Source organism: Streptomyces sp. NPDC104761, from assembly GCF_055583445.1.
In genome coordinates this window covers 235,830-254,092 of the sequence record NZ_JBVJNZ010000014.1, presented here as the reverse complement: position 1 = coordinate 254,092, position 18,263 = coordinate 235,830, and the positions used below count along the sequence as shown (strand labels likewise).

Here is an 18,263-nt window from a genome sequence, read left to right as displayed (position 1 = left end):
ATTGTGGCACCCGAACATTGCGGGAGTGTGATCAGCTTCGGATCAGAGCAGCGGGATGGTGATCTCGTCCTCGACCGGCGGGTCCAGCTCCTGCGGGCGGTTCCCGGTGGCGGCGAAACAGCGCAGCCGTACCGCCTCCGGGCTGACGTCGAGGCGCAGGAAGCACTTGAAGAAGGGCGGGCTGTAGGTGGCCGAGCCGGGGGAGAACAGCTGTGTGTAGATCTTCTTCACGGGCAGCCGGAAGCGCGGCCCGCGGTCCGGGCGGCTGCCGGCGCCCAGCAGGGTCGCCACCAGGCGGGCGCGGCGGGTGACCCGGGGTTGCTCGGCGGGCGTACGGCCGGGCCGGATGCCGAGGCGCTCGGCGATCACGGCCGTCGCCTCCGCCTCGGTGAGCGTGAAGAAGCGGCGGAGCCGCAGCCGGCGGCCGTACAGCCGGCTGTAGAACGCTAGCGAGTCGCCGCGCAGCGGGTAGCAGCGGAAGTCGTCCTCGGTGACGTTCGCGACCGACACCGGGGGGATGGTGTGGGTGGCGTGCATGAAGGCGCCGCCGCCGCCCGCGACCACGTACTGGATGGTGCGCCCGGCCACGTCGACGGGGTAGCGCTGGTAGTTGTGGATGTCGCCGCCGATCGCCGCCACGTAGTGGTGGGCCGGGTCGCGGACGATGTCGTCGACCGTGCCGCCGCCCTCGATCGCGCACGGGTGGTGCTCGCCGTCCACGTACAGCGGGGAGCCGGTGACCAGGATCTTCGGACGCGGCCCCTGGGACACCTCCCGCAGCCAGGCGCCCTGTTCGGCGTCGATGGTGCCGAGCAGGCCGGTGTCGATGCCGACGATGCGGACCGGTCCGGCGTCGATCGCCCAGTACGGCCCCGGCTGCACGGCCGTCTGTTCCTGCTGCCCCCGCATCTTCCTGGCGTCGGCCAGGAGTTGTTCGTCCGCAGGACGCGGGCGGTGCCACAGCAGGGCGCGCCACCAGGCGCGGGTGAGCGGGCGCGGCCCCGGTTCGGCCGGCAGCGCCGGGGTGTCGTCGCAGAAGACGCGCATGAACGCGCCGAGGTCCTCGTACCAGTCGTGGTTGCCCGGTATGGCGTAGACAGGCGCCGGATAGTCCCGGTAGGGGCGGAAGAACTTGGTGCCGTAGTCGTCGGTGGCGCCGACCGGATAGATCACATCGCTCGCGATCACCGCGAAGTCGGTGTCCTGACTCACCCGCAGGAACCCCGGCACGACGGCGTACTGGGAGTCGTCGCCCTCACCGGTGTCACCGATCACCATGAACGAGAACCGGTCCGCCTCATGACGCCGGATCAGCTTGTCGGCGGGCGCCCCGGCAGCCGCCCGCTGCGCCACCCAACGGCTGCGGGTACGGCCGGTGGGGTCGCCGAACCAGGAGGCCAGCACACCGTTGCGCGCGGCCCACATGGTCCTCGGGTTGAACCAGAACAGCTTCTCGACATGGTCCGGCATCAGTTGGCGGTAGGCGCCGCGCTCGGCCTCGCCCCAGCCGGCGCCTTCTGCGGTATCGCGTGAGGAGTCAGACACGCGGGAACCGTACAACGATCAACGGATGGCCGCGGGACGGGGGTTCGGGCCGGACCCGGTCACCACTCGTAGGGGTTCGAGGGGGCGCCGTACGGCCCCCGCGGACCGGGCGCCGGGTGGTCGGGGGTGCCGAACCGGCCGTTACCGCCCGATGCGGGCCGGCCCGGGGTGCCGAACCGGCCGGTCGCGCCGGGTGCCGTGCGGCCCGGGGGTGCCGTACCGGTCCGTGCCGGAGGGCGCGGCGTGCGCCGCCGTGGCGTGCGAGCCCGCGCCGCCGGGTGCCGGGCGCGGCGAGCGGCCGGTGCGGTTCCGGGGTGTGTGCGTGCCGGGCCGGCCCGGCGGGCGCCAGCGCGCCGTCCTCGCGGGCGCCACCGGCGGGTCGTCGCTCCCCCTGGGGGGCGGCCTCGATCGGCTGCGGCATCTGGACGATGCACTTCGTCGCGATGATCGGCTTCCATGGGCGAGCCAGCCGGGCCGCCACGACTCCCCGTGGTGGTACAGCGACCTGACGATGCAGCGCAGCCCCAGCGCCCCGCCCAGACAGGCCGTCAGGTAGGCGGCGACCGGAGTCACCGCGCCGTAGTGGAAACCGTCCGTCGTGCCCTGCATGTGTGCAACTCCCCCCAGAGTCACTGCTGTTGTGGGGGAAGGTACTACGCGCCGGGGGTGTGGGCCGGGGCATTCGCCGGGACGTCGGCTGCCTGTCGGGAACCAGGGGCCACAACCGCCGCCGAAGGGCCGCGGTGCGGGCGGGCCCGGGAAGCTCAGGGTGCGACGATCTTGATCGCGCTCATCCAGCCGTGCCCCTCGGGCCGGGTCTGCAGGGCCATGTGCAGCAGCTGGATGCCCTCCAGCTCCCGGGCGTGCCGCAGCCCGCCGACGACCACCGGATTGAGGCCGCCGGACGAGACCAGCTCGGCCACCTGGTCGCGGGCCGCCGCGTCGTCGCCGGCGATGAACACGTCCAGCGGCAGCCCGCCGACCTCGCCCGCGACCAGCGAGCCCGCGAACGTGGTGTTGAAGGCCTTCACCAGATGCGTGCCCGGCGCCGCGGCCTCGGCCAGCTGCTGGGCGGCGGAGCTGTCCGCGGGCACCGTCAGCGAGTCGAAGGTCGAGAAGTCCACGGGATTGGAGATGTCGACGACGGTCTTCCCGGCGAGCCGGTCCCCGTACTCGGTCACGACCTCCCTCGCCGCGTCGAACGGCACGGCCAGCACCACCACGTCCGCCGACCCGACCGCGTCCGGCACCGCGGGCGCCACGTCCGCCCCCGGCGTCCGCTCGCCCAGTGCGTCGGCGAGTGTCATGGCCTTGGCCGGGTCCGTGCCGACCAGCCGGACCGTGTGCCCGCCCGCCAGGGCCCGGGTGGCGATACCGCCCGCCATGTTGCCCGTGCCGACGATGAAGACCCGCATGCGTGAGCCCCTTCCGTGCGGTGGGAGCTGCCGACGGTCCCGTTCGTCCTGAACCAGGATAAATCGGTCGGCCTGGCATGGCTCGGGCTGGTGCTCGAAGCCGCCTGCGCGTCGACGGTCCGCCGGCCGCGTCGGATAGCGTGTCGAACATGGGGGACTGGGCGATGCGGCCGGCGTCGGACGCGGACGTCGAGGCGGTGGCCGAACTGCGTGCCGTCGTCATGCGGGGCGACCTGGAGCGGCTCGGGCGGTACGACGAGCGGCGGGTCAGGCAGCGGCTGCGGGACGGGTTCGGTGCGGCCCACACCTGGGTGATCGAGGTGCGCGGCGCCTTCGCCGGCTGTGTGGCGCTGCGGCCGGCCGGGGATGCCCGGTGGCTGGAGCACTTCTATCTGGCTCCGCACGCGCAGGGCGACGGCATCGGCTCGGCCGTGCTGCGCGCGCTGCTGGAGCGGTGCGACCGCGACGGCGTCCCCGTCCGGCTGAACGTGCTGCAGGGCAGCGCGGCCCGGCGCCTGTACGAGCGCCACGGGTTCGTGGTCGAGACCGAGGACCGGGTCGACGTGTTCATGGTGCGTCCGCCGTCCCCGTGAGCGCCGTTCCGTCCCGGCCGCCCCGCCGTGCATAGGGAAAACCCTCGAACGCCCCCGCCTGACTGACATGCGCGGGTCAAATCTGGAATCCTCGCTCAGCACGCGCCCTCTCCCCGGCGTGTCCACGGATCACGGACCACGCACCCCGGTCCCGGATCCCGGTTCCCGCACAGCTCAGCTCTTCCCGGACAGCACATCCCCGTCTGCCCGGTCTGTCACCGGCCGCGACCCGGCGGCCGCAGCAGGAGGAGTACGAGTGAGACGTCTTCCCCACAGACGGGCCACGGTAGGAGCCGCCCTGGTCTCCACCGCGGCCTTCCTCGCCGTCGGCATCCAGTCGGTACCGGCGAACGCCAAGCCCGCCGCCCCCCACCCCAGCCCCTTGCGCACCGGCGGCGTATCGGCCAAGCTCACCCCCGCCCAGCACAGCGCGCTGCTCAGGAGCGCCCAGCAGAAGACCGCCGCGACCGCCCGCACCATCGGTCTCGGCGCCAAGGAGAAACTGGTCGTCAAGGACGTCGTCAAGGACAACGACGGCACCGTCCACACCCGTTACGAGCGCACCTACGCCGGTCTGCCGGTCCTCGGCGGCGACCTGATCGTGCACACCCCGCCCGCCTCGCTCGCGGCCGGCACCGTGAGCACGACCTTCAACAACAACAGGCACACCGTCGCGGTGCCCACGGTCAGCGCGGCCTACAGCAAGTCCGCCGCCCAGACCAAGGCGCTCAGGACGGCCAAGGCCCTCGACGCCCAGAAGCCCGTCGCCGACAGCGCCCGCAAGGTGATCTGGGCCGGCAGCGGCACCCCGAAGCTCGCCTGGGAGACCGTGGTCGGCGGCTTCCAGGACGACGGCACGCCCAGCAGGCTGCACGTCGTCACGGACGCCACCACCGGCAAGGAGCTCTACCGCTACCAGGCCGTCCAGACCGGCACCGGCAACACCCAGTACAGCGGCACGGTGACGCTCAACACCACGCTGTCGGGTTCGACGTACCAGCTGTACGACACCACGCGCGGCGGCCACAAGACGTACAACCTCAACAACGGCACGTCGGGCACCGGCACCCTGATGACGGACTCCGACGACGTCTGGGGCACCGGATCCGGCTCCAACACCCAGACCGCCGGCGCCGACGCGGCCTACGGCGCCCAGATGACCTGGGACTTCTACAAGAACACTTTCGGGCGCAGCGGCATCAAGAACGACGGTGTCGCGGCGTACTCCCGCGTCCACTACAGCAGCAGCTACGTCAACGCCTTCTGGGACGACTCCTGCTTCTGCATGACCTACGGCGACGGTTCCGGCGGTACCCACGCGCTGACCTCGCTCGACGTGGCCGGCCACGAGATGAGCCACGGCGTCACCTCGAACACGGCCGGTCTCAACTACACCGGAGAGTCCGGCGGGTTGAACGAGGCGACCTCGGACATCTTCGGCACCGGTGTGGAGTTCTACGCCAACAACTCCTCCGACGTCGGCGACTACCTCATCGGCGAGAAGATCGACATCAACGGCGACGGCTCGCCGCTGCGTTACATGGACAAGCCGAGCAAGGACGGCTCGTCGGCCGACAGCTGGTACTCCGGGGTCGGCAACCTCGACGTGCACTACTCCTCGGGCCCGGCGAACCACATGTTCTACCTGCTGTCCGAGGGCAGCGGCAGCAAGACCATCAACGGCGTCACCTACAACAGCCCGACCTCCGACGGCGTCGCCGTCGCCGGCATCGGCCGGGCCGCGGCCCTGCAGATCTGGTACAAGGCGCTGACGACGTACATGACGTCGAGCACCAACTACTCCGCAGCCCGCACCGCCGCCCTGAACGCGGCCGCGGCGCTCTACGGCACCAGCTCCACCCAGTACGCGGGTGTCGGCAACGCGTTCGCCGGCATCAACGTCGGCAGCCACATCACCGTGCCCACCTCGGGCGTCACGGTCACCAACCCGGGCAGCCAGTCCTCGACCGTCGGCACCGCGGTGAGCCTGCAGATATCGGCGAGCAGCACCAACAGCGGCTCGCTGACCTACGCGGCGACCGGCCTGCCGACCGGCCTGTCCATCAACAGCTCGACCGGCGCCATCACCGGCACACCCACGACGGCGGGCAGCTACAGCACCACCGTCACGGTGACCGACTCGACGGGCGCCACCGGCACGGCCTCCTTCACCTGGACCGTCAGTTCCAGCGGCGGCGGGGGCACCTGCACCTCGACCCAGCTGCTCGGCAACCCGGGCTTCGAGTCGGGCAACACGACCTGGACCGCGACCAGCGGGGTCATCACCACCGACAGCGGCGAGGCGGCCCGTACCGGCTCCTACAAGGCGTGGCTCGACGGCTACGGATCGACCCACACCGACACGCTGTCCCAGTCGGTGACGATCCCGTCCGGCTGCACCGCGACCACGTTCACCTTCTACCTGCACATCGACACGGCCGAGACCACCACCAGCACCCAGTACGACAAGCTGACGGTCACCGCCGGTTCGACCACCCTGGCCACGTACTCCAACCTCAACGCGGCCTCCGGGTACGTGCAGAAGTCCTTCAGCCTCGGGTCCTACGCGGGCTCGACCGTCACCCTGAAGTTCAGCGGTGCCGAGGACTCCTCGCTCCAGACCAGCTTCGTCGTCGACGACACCGCCGTCACGACCGGCTGACGCACGGCAGCCGAGTGTCCCGCACCCGCGAGCCGGGGTGCGGGACACTCGTGCGGGTCAGCTCAGCGGGTCCAGCGTGAGGTACGCCTGCTGCGGACTGCCGTCGTTGACCAGCGACTCCTGGTTGCCGACGTCGTCGAAGGCGAAGGCGTACGCCTTGCCGTCGGCCATCTGGGCGTGGACGGCGCGCGCGTACTGGTTGGTCACCGAGTCCTTGTAGAAGTCGGCCGGGTTGGTGTCCGGCTGGTTCGGACTCGTCAGCAGCGTCGACCTGTTGAAGCCCGCGCAGAGGGTGCGCGAAATCGGCCCGCGTACCTGGTCGTTGGGCGCGTCGAGCAGGTTGTGGCAGCCGAAGATGCTGTTCGCGTCGGGCTTCTGGAAGCTCGTCACCACCGCTCCGGCCGAGTTGGTGAAGTTCATGACGTTCCCCGAGACCCGGCCGTAGTACTTGGTGTTCGGCTGGTCGGCGAACGGCGTGACGGTCAGGGTCGACGTCGCGTACTTCGACCAGACCCGGTTGACGTAGTCGTCCATGACGGTCGAGGCGAGGGCCCCCGTCTCCACGCCGTAGAGCGGGGAGAGCGCGCGGAGCACGGTGCCGTCGGAGCGGGTCTGCACCAGGTTGGCCCAGCCGCCCGACTGACCGCGCAGGGCGCTGAAGAAGGCGTTGTAGCCGCCCGACTTGAGGTGTCCGGTGCTCGCCGTGCTGCCGTCGGAACGCTGCACCCCGACCGCGTACGGCACCGAGAACATGTCCACCTGGGTGCTGTTGATCCACAGACCCGCATCGTTCAGCGTGTACTCGGACCAGTTGAAGAGGATGTTCCGGTTGGGGTCGGTCGGGTTCTGCACCGCGGGCTGCACCAGACCGCCGGTGGTCAGCCTGAAGTCGAGCTTCTGGCCGTAGGAGAAGTAGATCCGGCCGGAGAACTTCGGGATCCGGATCGTCTTCGACTGGCCCGCCGCCGGGCCCGTGATCGAGGCGTCCGGCGCCGGGGTCGGCGGGTTGCCGCCGGCCGGCCAGGCGTGGAAGGTGCCGTTCGCGTCGGCCCAGCCCTGCTGTCCCGAGGAGAGCTGGGTGCCGAGGTCGTAGACGTAGACCTGGTCGCCGCGGCCGGAGTTGTTGGTGATCTTCAGCGGGATGGTGTCCGGCACGGCCGCCCCGGCCGGTGCCGGCGTGCCCAGGGTGAGCACTCCGCCGATCAGTGCCGCCGCGGCCGTGAGCGGCAGCGTCCGGCGTACGAGTCCTGTGCGCACTCTCCACCTCCGTGTGGGGTCGGGGTTGGCCCGGAAATTGGTCCGGACCAGTTCTGAGAGCGCTCTCAGGTTGGCGGCCGGTCGAGTCCATGTCAACAATGTGGACCAAAATGGGGGCCCGCCGGTCGGCGGGCCCCGGAACCGGGTGCGGCGGGTGGCTCAGAAGGCGCGCTTCAGCAGGTCGAGCAAAGCGGACCAGTGCCGCTCGTCGGCCTCGGCGGAATAGGCCGGGGTGTCGGCCTGCGTGTAACCGTGGTCGGCGCCGCGGTAGATCTCGCAGGTGTTGCGGACCCCGGCGGCGGTGAGCGCCGCCTCGAAGGTGGCGATCTGCTCCTCCGTCATGGACTGGTCCTGGTCCGCGAATCCGAAGTACAGCTCCGCGGTGATCCGGTCGGCCAGCAGGTGCGGGCTGTCCGCGTCGTCGGTGACCATCCGGCCGCCGTGGAAGCCGCCCGCGGCCGCCACCCGGTCCGGGAACGCCGCGGCGGTGCGCACGGCCAGCCGGGCCCCCATGCAGTAACCGGTGATCGCCACCGGCCCGTCGGCCACCAGCGGGCTCTCGGCCAGCCAGTTCAGGTACGCGGCCGAGTCCCGGTCGCTGAGCTCGGGCGTCAGCGACATCATGATCGGCGTGATCCGCTGCCAGATCGTCGGGTCCGCCGAGGGGTCGATGAACTCGGGGAGGTCGATGACCGGCGTGCGGCCGCTGCGGTAGAAGACGTTCGGAAGCAGGACCGTGTAGCCCGCGCCGGCGAGCCGGTCCGCCATCGACTTCAGGTGCGGACGGATCCCGTAGGCGTCCTGGTACAGGAGCACGCCCGGGTGGGGGAGTCCGTCGGCGGGGTGGGCCAGGTAGGCGTCGGCGACGCCGTCCTCGGTGGTGACGTCCACGTCGGTTCCCTGTACGGCGGTCATGGCGCAAGTGCCTCTCTGTGGAGTCGGCGTCGGGGTGGGGGACACCCGGCGCGGCATGTCACGATCATCGTGGCACGCGAGGGTGAGAGAGCCGCGGACGGGGGATCGTCGAGTTCACTCGAAGCGGGAGGTGTCGCCCGCGCCCCGGCGGACGATCTCCGCCTCGCCGCCGGAGAAGTCGATGACCGTGGTCGGCTCGGTGCCGCACTCCCCGGAGTCGACCACCGCGTCCACCTGGTGGTCCAGCCGGTCCTTGATCTCCCAGCCCTGGGTCAGCGGCTCGTCCTCGTCCGGCAGCAGCAGGGTGCTGGACAGCAGCGGCTCGCCCATCTCCGCCAGCAGCGCCTGGGTGACCACGTGGTCCGGGATGCGGACGCCGACGGTCTTCTTCTTCGGGTGCAGCAGCTTGCGGGGGACCTCCCGGGTCGCCGGGAGGATGAAGGTGTAACTGCCGGGCGTCGACGCCTTCACGGCCCGGAACACGTCGTTGTCCACGCGCACGAACTGGCCGAGCTGCGCGAAGTCCCGGCACATCAGCGTGAAGTGGTGACGGTCGTCGAGATGCCGGATGGTGCGGATCCGGTCGATGCCGTCCCGGCTGCCGAGCTGGCAGCCCAGCGCGTAGCAGGAGTCGGTCGGATATGCGATGAGCGACCCCGACCGGACCGCGTCGGCGATCTGCGAGATGCTGCGCGGCTGCGGGTTGTCGGGGTGCACGTCGAAGTACTTCGCCATCCGCCGAGCTTATGCCGTACGGCGAGTTCCGGCCGGGCGGGGCGCTCCGCGGGAGGTGCCGCGAGAGGCCGTCCGCAGGTGCCGCGAGAGGCCGTCCGCCGTCTGCGGCGCCGTCGTGGCTGGTCGCGCAGTTCCCCGCGCCCCTTCGCGGGCGCTCCGCGCCGCGACATGCCCTCTGCGGTGCCGTTGTGGCTGGTCGCGCAGTTCCTCCCCCAGCCTTCGGCCGGGGGCACCCCCAGCGCCGCTTCGGGGGCGCTGCCCTCGTACCGGGAGTTTGCGGGCCAGAAATCGGTGTGCATACCCCGTGGATTACTGGGCACCCGAAGAGTCAGCCACCCCGGGACCCTCCCCCCGGCCCCGGGTGAGGCTTCTCCGTCGGCGGCCCTTCCCCCGAGGGCCGCCGGCGGAGCCGTGCCCGCTGGTCGGGACGGGCTTCGGCCATCGGGTAACGTCCGTGGACCGAGGCCGACGCGAGGGACGAGGGGCAGGGCGAGATGGCAGGCCGAGCAGGCGAGGGCCCCCAGCACCCGGCACTGAACGGCGACGGCTGGGCCGAGCGGCTCCTCGACCATCTGCGTCCCGGCGCCCGCGACCCGCGCCGGGTCGTCGCCTGGCTCGCCGGTGCCGTGCAGGGGACCGTCTGCCTCCAGGACGGCGACGGCACCCTGCTCGCCGGGACCCCGGTGCCCCTCGACGCGGATGTCGTGGCGGACGTGACCGCCGGGCGGATCTCCGCCGCCGCCGTCCAGGACGGCGACCGCCACCTGCGGCTGGTCGCGGTCCGCGCCCCCGGTCCCCGTCCGGCCGCCCCCGCACTGCTCGCCGTGGCCCGCGCGACCCCCTTCGACCGGCGCGCCGCGGAGATCGTCACCCACACCGCCGGCGTCGTCGAACTCCTGCTGCGCGAGCGGGAGCTGACGGCCGCAGGCCACCGGCTGAGGCGGGCCACCGCCGACCTGCGCCTGGCCATCCTGCAGCTGCTGATGGTGGAGGACACCGTCTCCGCCCGCCGGGTCGCCGCCGGCCTGTGGCCCGGACTGCTCGACACCGACAGCGCCTGCGTCTACATCGTCGAGGGGCACCCGGCGGAACGCGACGGCCTCGCCGAGGACTGCGTGGTCGTCACCCGCGGCCAGGCCCTCGTCGTGCGCTGCCCCGCGATGGACGGCCACGTCATCGTCCTCAGTCCCGCGCCCGCGACGGCGGAGCGGCTGCGCTCGCTCGTCGGCGGCCGCCCCGGCACCTTCCTCGGCGGCAGCGTCCGGCAGAACCTGGCCCAGACGGCCGCCGCCTACGGCCAGGCCCTCAGCGCGCTCGCCGTCGCCCGTTTCCGCCCCGGCCAGGCCGCCGTCTACGCGGAACGCACCCACCCGGAGCGGCTGATGGACCCGCGCGCACTGCACGCCTGGTCCGCCGCCGTGCTGCGGCCGCTGGACACCCTGCCCCACCACACCCGCGCGGAACTCCTCGCGACCACCCGTCTCGGCCTGGAGTTCACCGCCGTCAGCGCGGCCAAGGTGCTCGGCGTCAGCCGGAACACCGTGCGCGCCCGCATGGACCGGGTCGAGGCGCTGCTGGGCGCGGACTTCTCCGACCTCACCGTGCGGGCCACCGCCCACCTGGCCCTGAACACCCAGGCGGCCCTGACGGAGGAACTCGCCGCCACGGTGCCGGGTCCGTCCGGCGTCCGCCTCGGCGACCTGCTGGCCGGTCCGGGGCTGCGGGCCTGGGCGCGCGACCTGCTGGACCGCCTGGTCAGGGACGGCCGCGACCTGCGCGGCACCCTGCGCGCCTGGATCGCCGCCGGCGGCAACGCCGAACGCGCCGCCCAGGACCTGGGCGTGCACGCCCAGACCGTCCGCGAACACGTCCGGGGCGCCGAACCCGTCCTGGAACGCCAGTTGCTGGCCGCCGGCACCGACCTGTACGAGGTGGTGCTGGCCCACCTCGCCCTCGGAGACCTGGCCGCACCCGTCCTGCTGCGGGCGAATCCGGGCCAACCGGACTCACCTGTGCACGGGTGAGCCCTCAGCGGGCACGAACGGGCATCGGCGCGATACCCAACGGCCGGAGCCGGACGTATGGTCACGATGCGCGGGGGCACGACCGGAACGGGGGACCGGTCGAGGCCCCCGCCGTCCCCGTTGCGCCGCCCCCACGGCGCCGGTTCACGCCTCCAGGCGTACCGGGATCTCCTGCCAGCCGCACGCGATGAACGACGGCACCTGCCGCAGCTCGTCCGCCCCGACCGCCAGCCGCAGCCCCGGGAACCGCTCGAACAGTGCGGGCAGTGCGGCCAGTGCCTCCGCCCGGGCCAGCGGCGCACCGATGCAGCGGTGCACGCCGATCCCGAACGCCAGGTGGTCGTCACCGCCCCGGGCCGCGTCGAACACGGCCGCGTCCGGCCCGTAGTGGGCCGGGTCCACGCCGGCCGCGGCGTACGTCGTGATGATCGCGTCCCCGGCCGGAACGGTGACGCCCCCGACCTTCAGGTCGCTCACCGCGAACCGCAGCGGCAGCGAGGCGATGGACGGATGCACCCGCAGCGTCTCGTCGATCACCGCGTCCCAGCCGACCGCCCCGGTCCGCACCGCCGCCAGCTGCGCCGGATCCGTCAGCAGCGCCACGGCCGCGTTGCCGATCAGGTTGACCGTGGTCTCGAACCCGGCGCCGATCACCAGCAGCAGCGTGTACAGCAGTTCCTCGTCGCTGAGCCGGTCGCCGTCCTCGTCGCGGACCCGGATCAGCTCCGTGGTCATGTCGTCGCCCGGGTGCTCCACCTTGTACGCGATCAGCCCGCCGAGGACCGTGCCGATCCGCTCCTGCACGAACGCGGCGTGCTCGGGGGCCGGGTCGGAGGTGTCCATGATGGCCGCGATCAGCGCGCCGGTGTCGTCCCGCAGCTCGTCCGGCACGCCGAACAGTTCGCAGATCATCCGCATGGGCAGCGGCTGCGCGAGAGCGGCCCGCAGGTCCACCACCGAGCCGTCGGCACCCGCGGCCGCCACGCCGTCGAGCAGTTCCGCGGCGATCGCCGTGACACGCGGCCGCATCGCCTCGGTACGGCGGTGCGTGAAGCTCGGCGCCACCAGCTTGCGCAGCCGGGTGTGGTCGGGGCCGTACGCGGAGAGCATGTTCACCACGCCGATCCAGCTCACCACCCAGCCCCAGGAGGGGTGTTCGCCGATCTCCGGCCAGAGCCGCCAGTGCTTGCGCGGGTCCTTGCTGACCCGGGGATCGAGGATGAGTTCCTTCAGGACGTCGTAGCCGGTGGGGGCCCAGGCCGGTATGCCGCCGGGCAGTTCGACGGGCACGACGGGGCCGAGGGCGCGCAACCGGGCGCTCTCCGCCGGGATGTCGGAGCCGAACGGGTCGAGAGCGATGCGGTCGGTGACGGTCACGGCGACTCTCCAGGCTGGTCGGGGGAGCGGGGGCTGAACCGGACGGGCAGCGAGGTCAGCGAGCGGTGGAACGGGCCGGGCCGCCAGCTGAGCCTGTCGCGGGGCAGGACCGGGTCGAGGTCGGGCAGCCAGAGGGTCAGCTGTTCGATCGCCTCCGTCGCGATGAGCAGCGCATGGTGCCGGACCGGGCAGGCGTGCGGGCCGGCACCCCAGGACAGGTGAGAGGCGTCCGCCGCGCGCCGGCCGCCGGTGACCTCCCGCTCGGCGAACAGGCCGACCGCGCCGAAGGAGACCACCACCGGGACCGCCGGCCTGACCCACGCCCCGTGGAAGGAGACCGGCCGACGGGCGTAGTAGATGCCGTAGTTGGCCAGGGGGGTCTCGTGGTGCAGCACCTCGATCACCGCGTCCATGACCGGGCGGGCGCCGCTGGTGAGCGTGGAGTAGTAGACCGGGTTGCCGAGGATCCGGGAGAGCGCGTTGGAGACGAGGTTCGTGCTCGGCTCGTAGCCGGCGCCGAGGGTGAGGAACACCTGCCAGGTGACCTCCTCCGGGGTCAGCCGGGCGGGATGGTCCAGGAGCATGCTCGGCAGGTCCTCACCGCGCTCCTCCACCTTGGCGGCGATCAGCCGCAGCACGTACTCGGCGAAGTCCGCCTCGCCCGCGGCCGCCTGGGCGCCGCCCTCCATCATCTTCAGCAGACCCTCGTTGAGCCGGTCGCCCTGGCTGTCCGGCAGCCCGAACAGGTTGTTGAAGACCAGGGCCATCAGGGGCCGGGTGAAGTCGGTGACGAGGTCCGCCTCCCCCTTGGGCCCGAACCGGTCGACCAGCAGCCGGACCGCCCGGTGCACCAGCTGGCGCAGGTCGTGCGGCTCGATCAGGTCGAACACGTCGATGAGGGTGGTCCGGTAGCGGATGTGCGCGTCGCCGTCGGAGAACAGGGCGTTGGGCCGCCAGCGCATCATGCCGAGCAGCGGGGAGTCCTCGGGCACGGTCGCCTCCCAGTCCCGCGGGTCGTGCGAGAACGTCTCCACGTCCCGCAGTACGTCGAGGGCGGCGCGGCGTTCGGTGACCACGTACGCCGGGGTGCCCGGCGCGAGTTCCGCCCAGCCGACCGGGCCCTGGGCGCGCAGGGCCGCGTAGTAGCCGTGCGGGTTGCGGGCGAACCCCTCCTCCCACAGCCGTACCGGACCCGAGACGGTGAAGGACTGCTGAGCGCTCATCGGGCCTCCGCCGGCCGGTCGTCGATCAGATGCTGGACGAGGGCGAGCAGCGCGTCCACCGAGGAGTGCGCGTCCCGGGCGTCACAGGTCACCATCGGGGTGCCCGGCGCCAGGTCCAGGGCGGCGCGCAGCTGGTCGCCGGTGTAGTGGCTCGGCGCGTCGGGGAACGCGTTGAAGGCGACCGCGTACGGCAGCCCCGCCTCCTCCAGCAGGCCGAGCACGTCGAACGAGGCGTCGATGCGGCGGCTGTCGACCAGGACCAGCGCCCCGAGCGCCCCGTAGGAGATGTCGTCCCACAGCGTCCGGAACCGGTCCTGTCCCGGTGTCCCGAACAGGTACAGCACGACCCCGCCGGACAGGCTGATCCGCCCGAAGTCGATGGCGACGGTCGTCGTGTCCTTCTCCCGCACCCCGTCGAGGTCGTCGACGGGGACGGAAGCCTCGGTCAGATGCTCCTCGGTGTGCAGGGGCCGGATCTCCGACACCGAGTCGATGAGGGTCGTCTTGCCCACCCCGAACGGCCCGGTGACCAGGATCTTCACCAGGTCGCGGGCGCCGTCGGGGAGATGGGTGCCACCCCTGCGGGGCAGCTCACCGGTGTTTGAGGGCGCGGAGGCCATCGGCCACTCTCTTCAGCAGGTCGGGGTCGAACCGTTCGGCGGGCGGGATCGGCGCGCGGGTCCGGACCAGGTCCCGGTCGACGAGGTCGGCGGCCAGCACCCGCACGGCGGAGAACGGCAGCCGCAGCAGCGCCGCCGCCTCCACCGCCGTCAGCGCGCCGCCCAACAGCAGTTCCAGCAGGGCCAGTTCGGCCGCCGGCAGACCGGCGGGCAGGGGAGTCCCGGCACGGGTGAGCACGGTCAGCCGTTCCAGGTGCGGACGGCTGGGCCGGGCCACCCCGCCGGTCGACAGGTACGCGGGGACCAGGGGACGGCCGCCACGGCGGCCGGTCATGCCGGCGCGCCGCCGTCGGAGCCTCTGGGCGCGGCCGCCATCGCCTTCTCGCCCAGCCGGGCCACCTGCGAGTGCACCCGGTGCGCCAGCAGGTCCAGGCGCACCTCCGGGTCGCCGTAGGCGGCGACACACGTGCCGTGGTCGGTCGGCACGATCAGCACGTACCCGTGGTCCGACTCGATGACCACCTGCCGTACGTCGGCCCGGTCCCGGTCCGCGAACGCGGCCGCCGCGGCCCGGCAGGCACCCTGCACGGTACTGGTGATCGCGGCGACCCGCTCGGCACTCGCCCGGGACAGCCCGTCGGTGTAGCCGGTCGCGAGGCCGTCCCGGGTGAGCAGGACGGCGGCCAGTACATGCGGAACCTGCAGGACGGGGTCCAGCACCCATGCCGTCTCGCCCACTTCGCGGCTGGTCATCCGGCCGCCCCTCCTTCGTCGTCGGTCCGCTGGGGTTCGGGCGCGCTCGCCCGTTTGGGGGCCCGCGCCGCCGCGGTGCCGTACTGCAGGGCCGCGAGCGCGGCCGCCGCCTCCTCGGGCCGGCGCGCGGCCGGCTGCGGCTGCGGCGCGTCGGGGGCGGCGGCCGGGGTACGGCGGCGCCGCCGCGGCAGACCAGCCAGGTCCCCGGGGTCCCCGCGGCCGGGAGCGGGGGTGCGCTCGTGCTCGGCGGCCGGCCCGGCCCGGTCCGGTGCCGGCCCGGCGACGGCCGGGAACCCGGCCGGCATGATCCCGGGCCCAGGCACCTCGGGCACGGGCGTCTCGGGCACGGGCACCTCGGGCACGGGCACCTCGGGCACGGCTCCCGCGCGCACGGGCGTCGCGCGCCCCGCGGCCTCCCGCACCGGTTCCCGGCGCACCGCGCGCTCCCGGGTCGACCGCGGCGCGCTGGCCGAGGGGGGCCGTTCGCCCGGGTCGATCCGGCCGAGCAGGTGGCTGTCCACCCGCAGCACCGCGCGCACCCCGCCGTACGGCGAGGGTGAGGAGACGTCGACGTTGAGGTCGAACTGGCGGGTGAGCTGGCCGATCGCGGCCAGGCCCATGCGCGGCGGGTCGCCCAGGTCGGTCAGCAGGATCGGGTCGCTGCCCGCCACCAGCCGCTGGGCGCGGGCCCGTTCGTCGTGCGTCATGCCGAGGCCCGCGTCGTCGACGGTCACGCACACCCCGTGGTGGACGTGCTCCAGATCGACCACGACATCGGTGTCCGGCGCCGAGTGGCGCAGCGCGTTGTCGAGGAGTTCGGCGACGATGATGGCGACCGGCTCGACCGCGTGCGACACCAGGGCGGTGCCCGGCTCCAGGTGGTTGTTGACCCGTACCCGGTGGTAGCCCGAGAGCCGGGCCTGGCCGCCGGTGACGGCGTCCACCACGTGGGACTCCTCGCGGGCCAGCCCCACCCAGGCCCCGCACACCACCGCCGCGACCTGCGCCCGCCGCAGCGACTGCTCGTTCTCGTGGTCCAGCGCGAACAGCGTCTGCGCCAGCTCCGGGTCGTCGTAGCGCTGCTGGAGCCCCCGCAGGGCGTCCTGCAACCGGTAGAGGGCGGCCTGGATCTCCCTGGTGGCGCCGCGCAGTCCGGCCTGCGCGGCCGCGTCGATCCGGGTGCGCTGGGCGGTCAGCTCCTCGCGCAGCGCGGTGAGCACGTACTCCAGCGCGATCCCGGTGGGAGTCCCCGGCGTGTGCTGCCCGGCAGGCCCCGGCACCCTCAGGTGCGGGTGGGCGAGCTGGGCGGCGGCCGCGGGCATCCGGCGGGCGGCGAGATGCTCGACCTCGGTGATGAACGCGCCTTCGGTGCCCTCCAGCCGCGCGCGCAGCTCCGTCACCTCGGCGCGCAGCGCGGCCTTCTGGCGCCGGGACCTGAGCAGGCTGCCGCCGAAGGCGAGCGCGGTGAGCGTTCCGGCGGCGAGACCACCGGCCACCAGTTCCGGTAATTCGATCATGGAATCGGTTTCCAGGGGGTAGGGCGGCAGTGGGCAGGGGGGAGCCCGGGCCCCTCCCGTGTGGCGCTCGCTGCACAGTACACACCGTCATTGACCGGCCTCGCACGGTGAATCGCTACATCACTGCGAATCCGTTCGGTGACTGTTCGCTTCTGTGTCAAGTGTCTGAAATGCCGTACAGAACAGGTGAGTTGAGGCTCCGTGACCGTGTTCCGTCACCGCGTGGCGGAGGCGGCCACCGGCAGGTCGAAGACGTGGGCCGGGGAGATGATCCGGGTGACCGCCTCGCCGAACAGGGTGCTGGGCTCGATGTCGCCCTTGTAGGCGATGTCGGTGTTGAGGAGCACGACCAGGGTCGTGTGCGTCGAGGGCAGATGGACGGTCAGGGACTCGTAGCCCGGCAGGGAGCCGTTGTGCCCGATCCACCCCTGGACGTCGAAGATGCCGAGCCCGTACCCGGCGCCCCGGATGCCGGTCGCCGGGGTGGTCAGCCGCTGCTTCTGGACGGCCGGCCCGACCATGGCCGTACCGTCGGGGAAGACGCCGGTGGCCACGGTCCCCGCCCAGGTGTGCAGATCGTCCAGGTCCGAGATCATCGCGCCGGCGGCCCAGCCCCAGGACGGGTTCCAGCCGGCGGTCTCAGCGACCTTCCCGGTCGCCGTCTGGTCCGTGTAGCCCTGCGCGTGCGGGGTGGGGAACTCGTTCCCGGTCGGGAACAGCGTGTGGTGCAGGCCCGCGGGCTTCAGGACGTGCTGTTCGAGGTAGTCCCCGAGCCGCTGTCCGCTCACCTTCTCGACGAGCAGGCCGAGCAGGATCAGGTTGGTGTTGGAGTAGGAGAACTTCTCGCCGGGCAGGAACATCGCCGGGTGCCGGAACGCGTACCCGAGCAGTTGCCGCGGCGTGAAGGAGCGTCGCGGATCCGACGTCAGGGCCTTGAAGAAGCCGGCGTCCTGCGAGTAGTCGAACAGCCCGCTGCGCATCCCGGCCAGGTCCCGCAGGGTGATCCGGTCGCCGCCCGGCACGCCGTCGAGGTACCTGCCGACGGGGTCGTCCAGGCCGACCCTGCCCTGGTCGACGAGTTGCAGCACCGCGGTCACGGTGAACGTCTTGGTCTCGCTGCCGATCCGCATGTACAGGTCGCGGGACATCTTCTGCCCGGTCGTCTTGTTCGCGACCCCGAAGGAGCGAACGTAGTCGCGTTGCCCGGGGGTCCAGACTCCGACGGTCACGCCGGGCACGTCCGCCTCGCGCATCACGTGCTGGACGACCGCGTCGAGTTGCCGGGCCACCGCCGGAGTCATCGCACGGACGCCGGAACTGCCGGACGGCGACGGGGTGGGCGACGGCGCGGCGACCGCGGCGGGTGCGGGTGCGGGGGCGGGGGCCGCGACGAGGGGGATGGTCAGCGTCCCCAGCACGACGGCGACCGAGGCCCCCCGGCGCAGCATGGCGGACGTGTGCGGCATGGGCTGACTCCAAGCACGTGGGGGAACGTGCGGTGGGCCGGGCGTCAGAACCCCGAGCTCACAGGATACGAGCACGGCCGGGGGGGGGGGGGGGGGGGGGGGGGGGGGGGAGGGGGGGGGGGGGGGAGGGGTTGGCGCGGCGGTGGGGGTATGTTGGCTGC

General features: G+C 72.6%; 15 protein-coding genes and 1 pseudogene. 3 read left to right on the top strand and 13 right to left on the bottom strand.

Annotation, left to right across the window (positions count from 1 at the left end; genetic code table 11):
* Nucleotides 1-42: 42 nt before the first annotated feature.
* From ACZ63F_RS33025 to ACZ63F_RS33015, 3 genes and pseudogenes are all read right to left on the bottom strand, one after another.
* Nucleotides 43-1,545, bottom strand: a complete 1,503-nt coding sequence (locus tag ACZ63F_RS33025) for a metallophosphoesterase family protein (RefSeq protein WP_469716697.1) — start codon at nucleotides 1,543-1,545, stop codon at nucleotides 43-45.
* A gap of 444 nt (nucleotides 1,546-1,989) precedes the next feature.
* A pseudogene (locus ACZ63F_RS33020) lies at nucleotides 1,990-2,154 on the bottom strand (MHYT domain-containing protein); the annotation flags it as partial.
* Between the two features lie 155 nt (nucleotides 2,155-2,309).
* A complete protein-coding gene (locus ACZ63F_RS33015; RefSeq protein ID WP_469716695.1) occupies nucleotides 2,310-2,960 on the bottom strand; it encodes an NADPH-dependent F420 reductase in 651 nt (216 codons plus the stop codon).
* 149 nt (nucleotides 2,961-3,109) lie between these two features.
* Between ACZ63F_RS33015 and ACZ63F_RS33010 the strand changes: the two genes are divergently transcribed.
* Nucleotides 3,110-3,553: a GNAT family N-acetyltransferase gene (locus ACZ63F_RS33010; protein ID WP_469716692.1), complete on the top strand. Its 444-nt coding sequence runs from the start codon at nucleotides 3,110-3,112 to the stop codon at nucleotides 3,551-3,553.
* 256 nt (nucleotides 3,554-3,809) lie between these two features.
* Entirely contained in the window at nucleotides 3,810-6,215 is a 2,406-nt protein-coding gene (locus ACZ63F_RS33005; RefSeq protein WP_469716690.1) for a M4 family metallopeptidase, read from the top strand.
* A gap of 57 nt (nucleotides 6,216-6,272) precedes the next feature.
* Here ACZ63F_RS33005 and ACZ63F_RS33000 read toward each other — a convergent pair whose 3' ends face one another.
* From ACZ63F_RS33000 to ACZ63F_RS32990, 3 genes are all read right to left on the bottom strand, one after another.
* The gene (locus ACZ63F_RS33000; RefSeq protein ID WP_469716688.1) at nucleotides 6,273-7,472 is read right to left on the bottom strand and encodes a glycoside hydrolase family 64 protein; all 1,200 of its coding nucleotides are present in this window, start codon (nucleotides 7,470-7,472) and stop codon (nucleotides 6,273-6,275) included.
* A gap of 159 nt (nucleotides 7,473-7,631) precedes the next feature.
* The gene (locus ACZ63F_RS32995) at nucleotides 7,632-8,387 is read right to left on the bottom strand and encodes a dienelactone hydrolase family protein (protein ID WP_469716686.1); all 756 of its coding nucleotides are present in this window, start codon (nucleotides 8,385-8,387) and stop codon (nucleotides 7,632-7,634) included.
* Between the two features lie 114 nt (nucleotides 8,388-8,501).
* Nucleotides 8,502-9,122, bottom strand: coding sequence for an L-threonylcarbamoyladenylate synthase (locus ACZ63F_RS32990; protein WP_351961436.1), 621 nt, complete (start codon nucleotides 9,120-9,122; stop codon nucleotides 8,502-8,504).
* A 494-nt stretch (nucleotides 9,123-9,616) separates the two neighbouring features.
* Here ACZ63F_RS32990 and ACZ63F_RS32985 point away from each other — a divergent pair, with 494 nt between their 5' ends.
* The gene (locus tag ACZ63F_RS32985) at nucleotides 9,617-11,146 is read left to right on the top strand and encodes a helix-turn-helix domain-containing protein (protein ID WP_469716682.1); all 1,530 of its coding nucleotides are present in this window, start codon (nucleotides 9,617-9,619) and stop codon (nucleotides 11,144-11,146) included.
* Between the two features lie 144 nt (nucleotides 11,147-11,290).
* Here ACZ63F_RS32985 and ACZ63F_RS32980 read toward each other — a convergent pair whose 3' ends face one another.
* The 7 genes from ACZ63F_RS32980 to ACZ63F_RS32950 all read right to left on the bottom strand — a co-directional run bounded on the left by ACZ63F_RS32980 (nucleotide 11,291) and on the right by ACZ63F_RS32950 (nucleotide 18,102).
* Nucleotides 11,291-12,523, bottom strand: coding sequence for a cytochrome P450 family protein (locus ACZ63F_RS32980; RefSeq protein ID WP_469716680.1), 1,233 nt, complete (start codon nucleotides 12,521-12,523; stop codon nucleotides 11,291-11,293).
* On the bottom strand, nucleotides 12,520-13,746 hold the full coding sequence (locus ACZ63F_RS32975; RefSeq protein ID WP_469716677.1) for a cytochrome P450 family protein: 1,227 nt from the start codon (nucleotides 13,744-13,746) through the stop codon (nucleotides 12,520-12,522). The genes ACZ63F_RS32980 and ACZ63F_RS32975 overlap by 4 nt, the downstream gene beginning before the upstream one ends.
* Nucleotides 13,743-14,366 (bottom strand): GTP-binding protein, encoded by a 624-nt coding sequence (locus tag ACZ63F_RS32970; RefSeq protein ID WP_352367461.1) that lies wholly within the window; start codon nucleotides 14,364-14,366, stop codon nucleotides 13,743-13,745. Before ACZ63F_RS32970 ends, ACZ63F_RS32975 begins: the two co-directional genes overlap by 4 nt.
* Nucleotides 14,338-14,700, bottom strand: coding sequence for a DUF742 domain-containing protein (locus ACZ63F_RS32965; protein WP_469716675.1), 363 nt, complete (start codon nucleotides 14,698-14,700; stop codon nucleotides 14,338-14,340). Before ACZ63F_RS32965 ends, ACZ63F_RS32970 begins: the two co-directional genes overlap by 29 nt.
* Nucleotides 14,697-15,119, bottom strand: coding sequence for a roadblock/LC7 domain-containing protein (locus ACZ63F_RS32960; RefSeq protein WP_382727458.1), 423 nt, complete (start codon nucleotides 15,117-15,119; stop codon nucleotides 14,697-14,699). Before ACZ63F_RS32960 ends, ACZ63F_RS32965 begins: the two co-directional genes overlap by 4 nt.
* On the bottom strand, nucleotides 15,116-16,636 hold the full coding sequence (locus ACZ63F_RS32955) for an ATP-binding protein (RefSeq protein ID WP_469716672.1): 1,521 nt from the start codon (nucleotides 16,634-16,636) through the stop codon (nucleotides 15,116-15,118). Before ACZ63F_RS32955 ends, ACZ63F_RS32960 begins: the two co-directional genes overlap by 4 nt.
* Nucleotides 16,637-16,851: 215 nt before the next feature.
* Nucleotides 16,852-18,102: a serine hydrolase domain-containing protein gene (locus ACZ63F_RS32950; protein ID WP_469716669.1), complete on the bottom strand. Its 1,251-nt coding sequence runs from the start codon at nucleotides 18,100-18,102 to the stop codon at nucleotides 16,852-16,854.
* Between the last annotated feature and the right edge of the window lie 161 nt (nucleotides 18,103-18,263).

Excerpts from the sequence above, each read along its gene's own strand:
- ACZ63F_RS33015 (WP_469716695.1), bottom strand. The coding sequence starts at position 2,960 with ATGCGGGTCTTCATCGTCGGCACGGGCAACATGGCGGGCGGTATCGCC.
- ACZ63F_RS33010 (WP_469716692.1), top strand. The coding sequence starts at position 3,110 with ATGGGGGACTGGGCGATGCGGCCGGCGTCGGACGCGGACGTCGAGGCG.
- ACZ63F_RS32995 (WP_469716686.1), bottom strand. The coding sequence starts at position 8,387 with ATGACCGCCGTACAGGGAACCGACGTGGACGTCACCACCGAGGACGGC.
- ACZ63F_RS32990 (WP_351961436.1), bottom strand. The coding sequence starts at position 9,122 with ATGGCGAAGTACTTCGACGTGCACCCCGACAACCCGCAGCCGCGCAGC.
- ACZ63F_RS32985 (WP_469716682.1), top strand. The coding sequence starts at position 9,617 with ATGGCAGGCCGAGCAGGCGAGGGCCCCCAGCACCCGGCACTGAACGGC.
- ACZ63F_RS32975 (WP_469716677.1), bottom strand. The coding sequence starts at position 13,746 with ATGAGCGCTCAGCAGTCCTTCACCGTCTCGGGTCCGGTACGGCTGTGG.
- ACZ63F_RS32970 (WP_352367461.1), bottom strand. The coding sequence starts at position 14,366 with ATGGCCTCCGCGCCCTCAAACACCGGTGAGCTGCCCCGCAGGGGTGGC.
- ACZ63F_RS32965 (WP_469716675.1), bottom strand. The coding sequence starts at position 14,700 with ATGACCGGCCGCCGTGGCGGCCGTCCCCTGGTCCCCGCGTACCTGTCG.
- ACZ63F_RS32960 (WP_382727458.1), bottom strand. The coding sequence starts at position 15,119 with ATGACCAGCCGCGAAGTGGGCGAGACGGCATGGGTGCTGGACCCCGTC.
- ACZ63F_RS32955 (WP_469716672.1), bottom strand. The coding sequence starts at position 16,636 with ATGATCGAATTACCGGAACTGGTGGCCGGTGGTCTCGCCGCCGGAACG.
- ACZ63F_RS32950 (WP_469716669.1), bottom strand. The coding sequence starts at position 18,102 with ATGCCGCACACGTCCGCCATGCTGCGCCGGGGGGCCTCGGTCGCCGTC.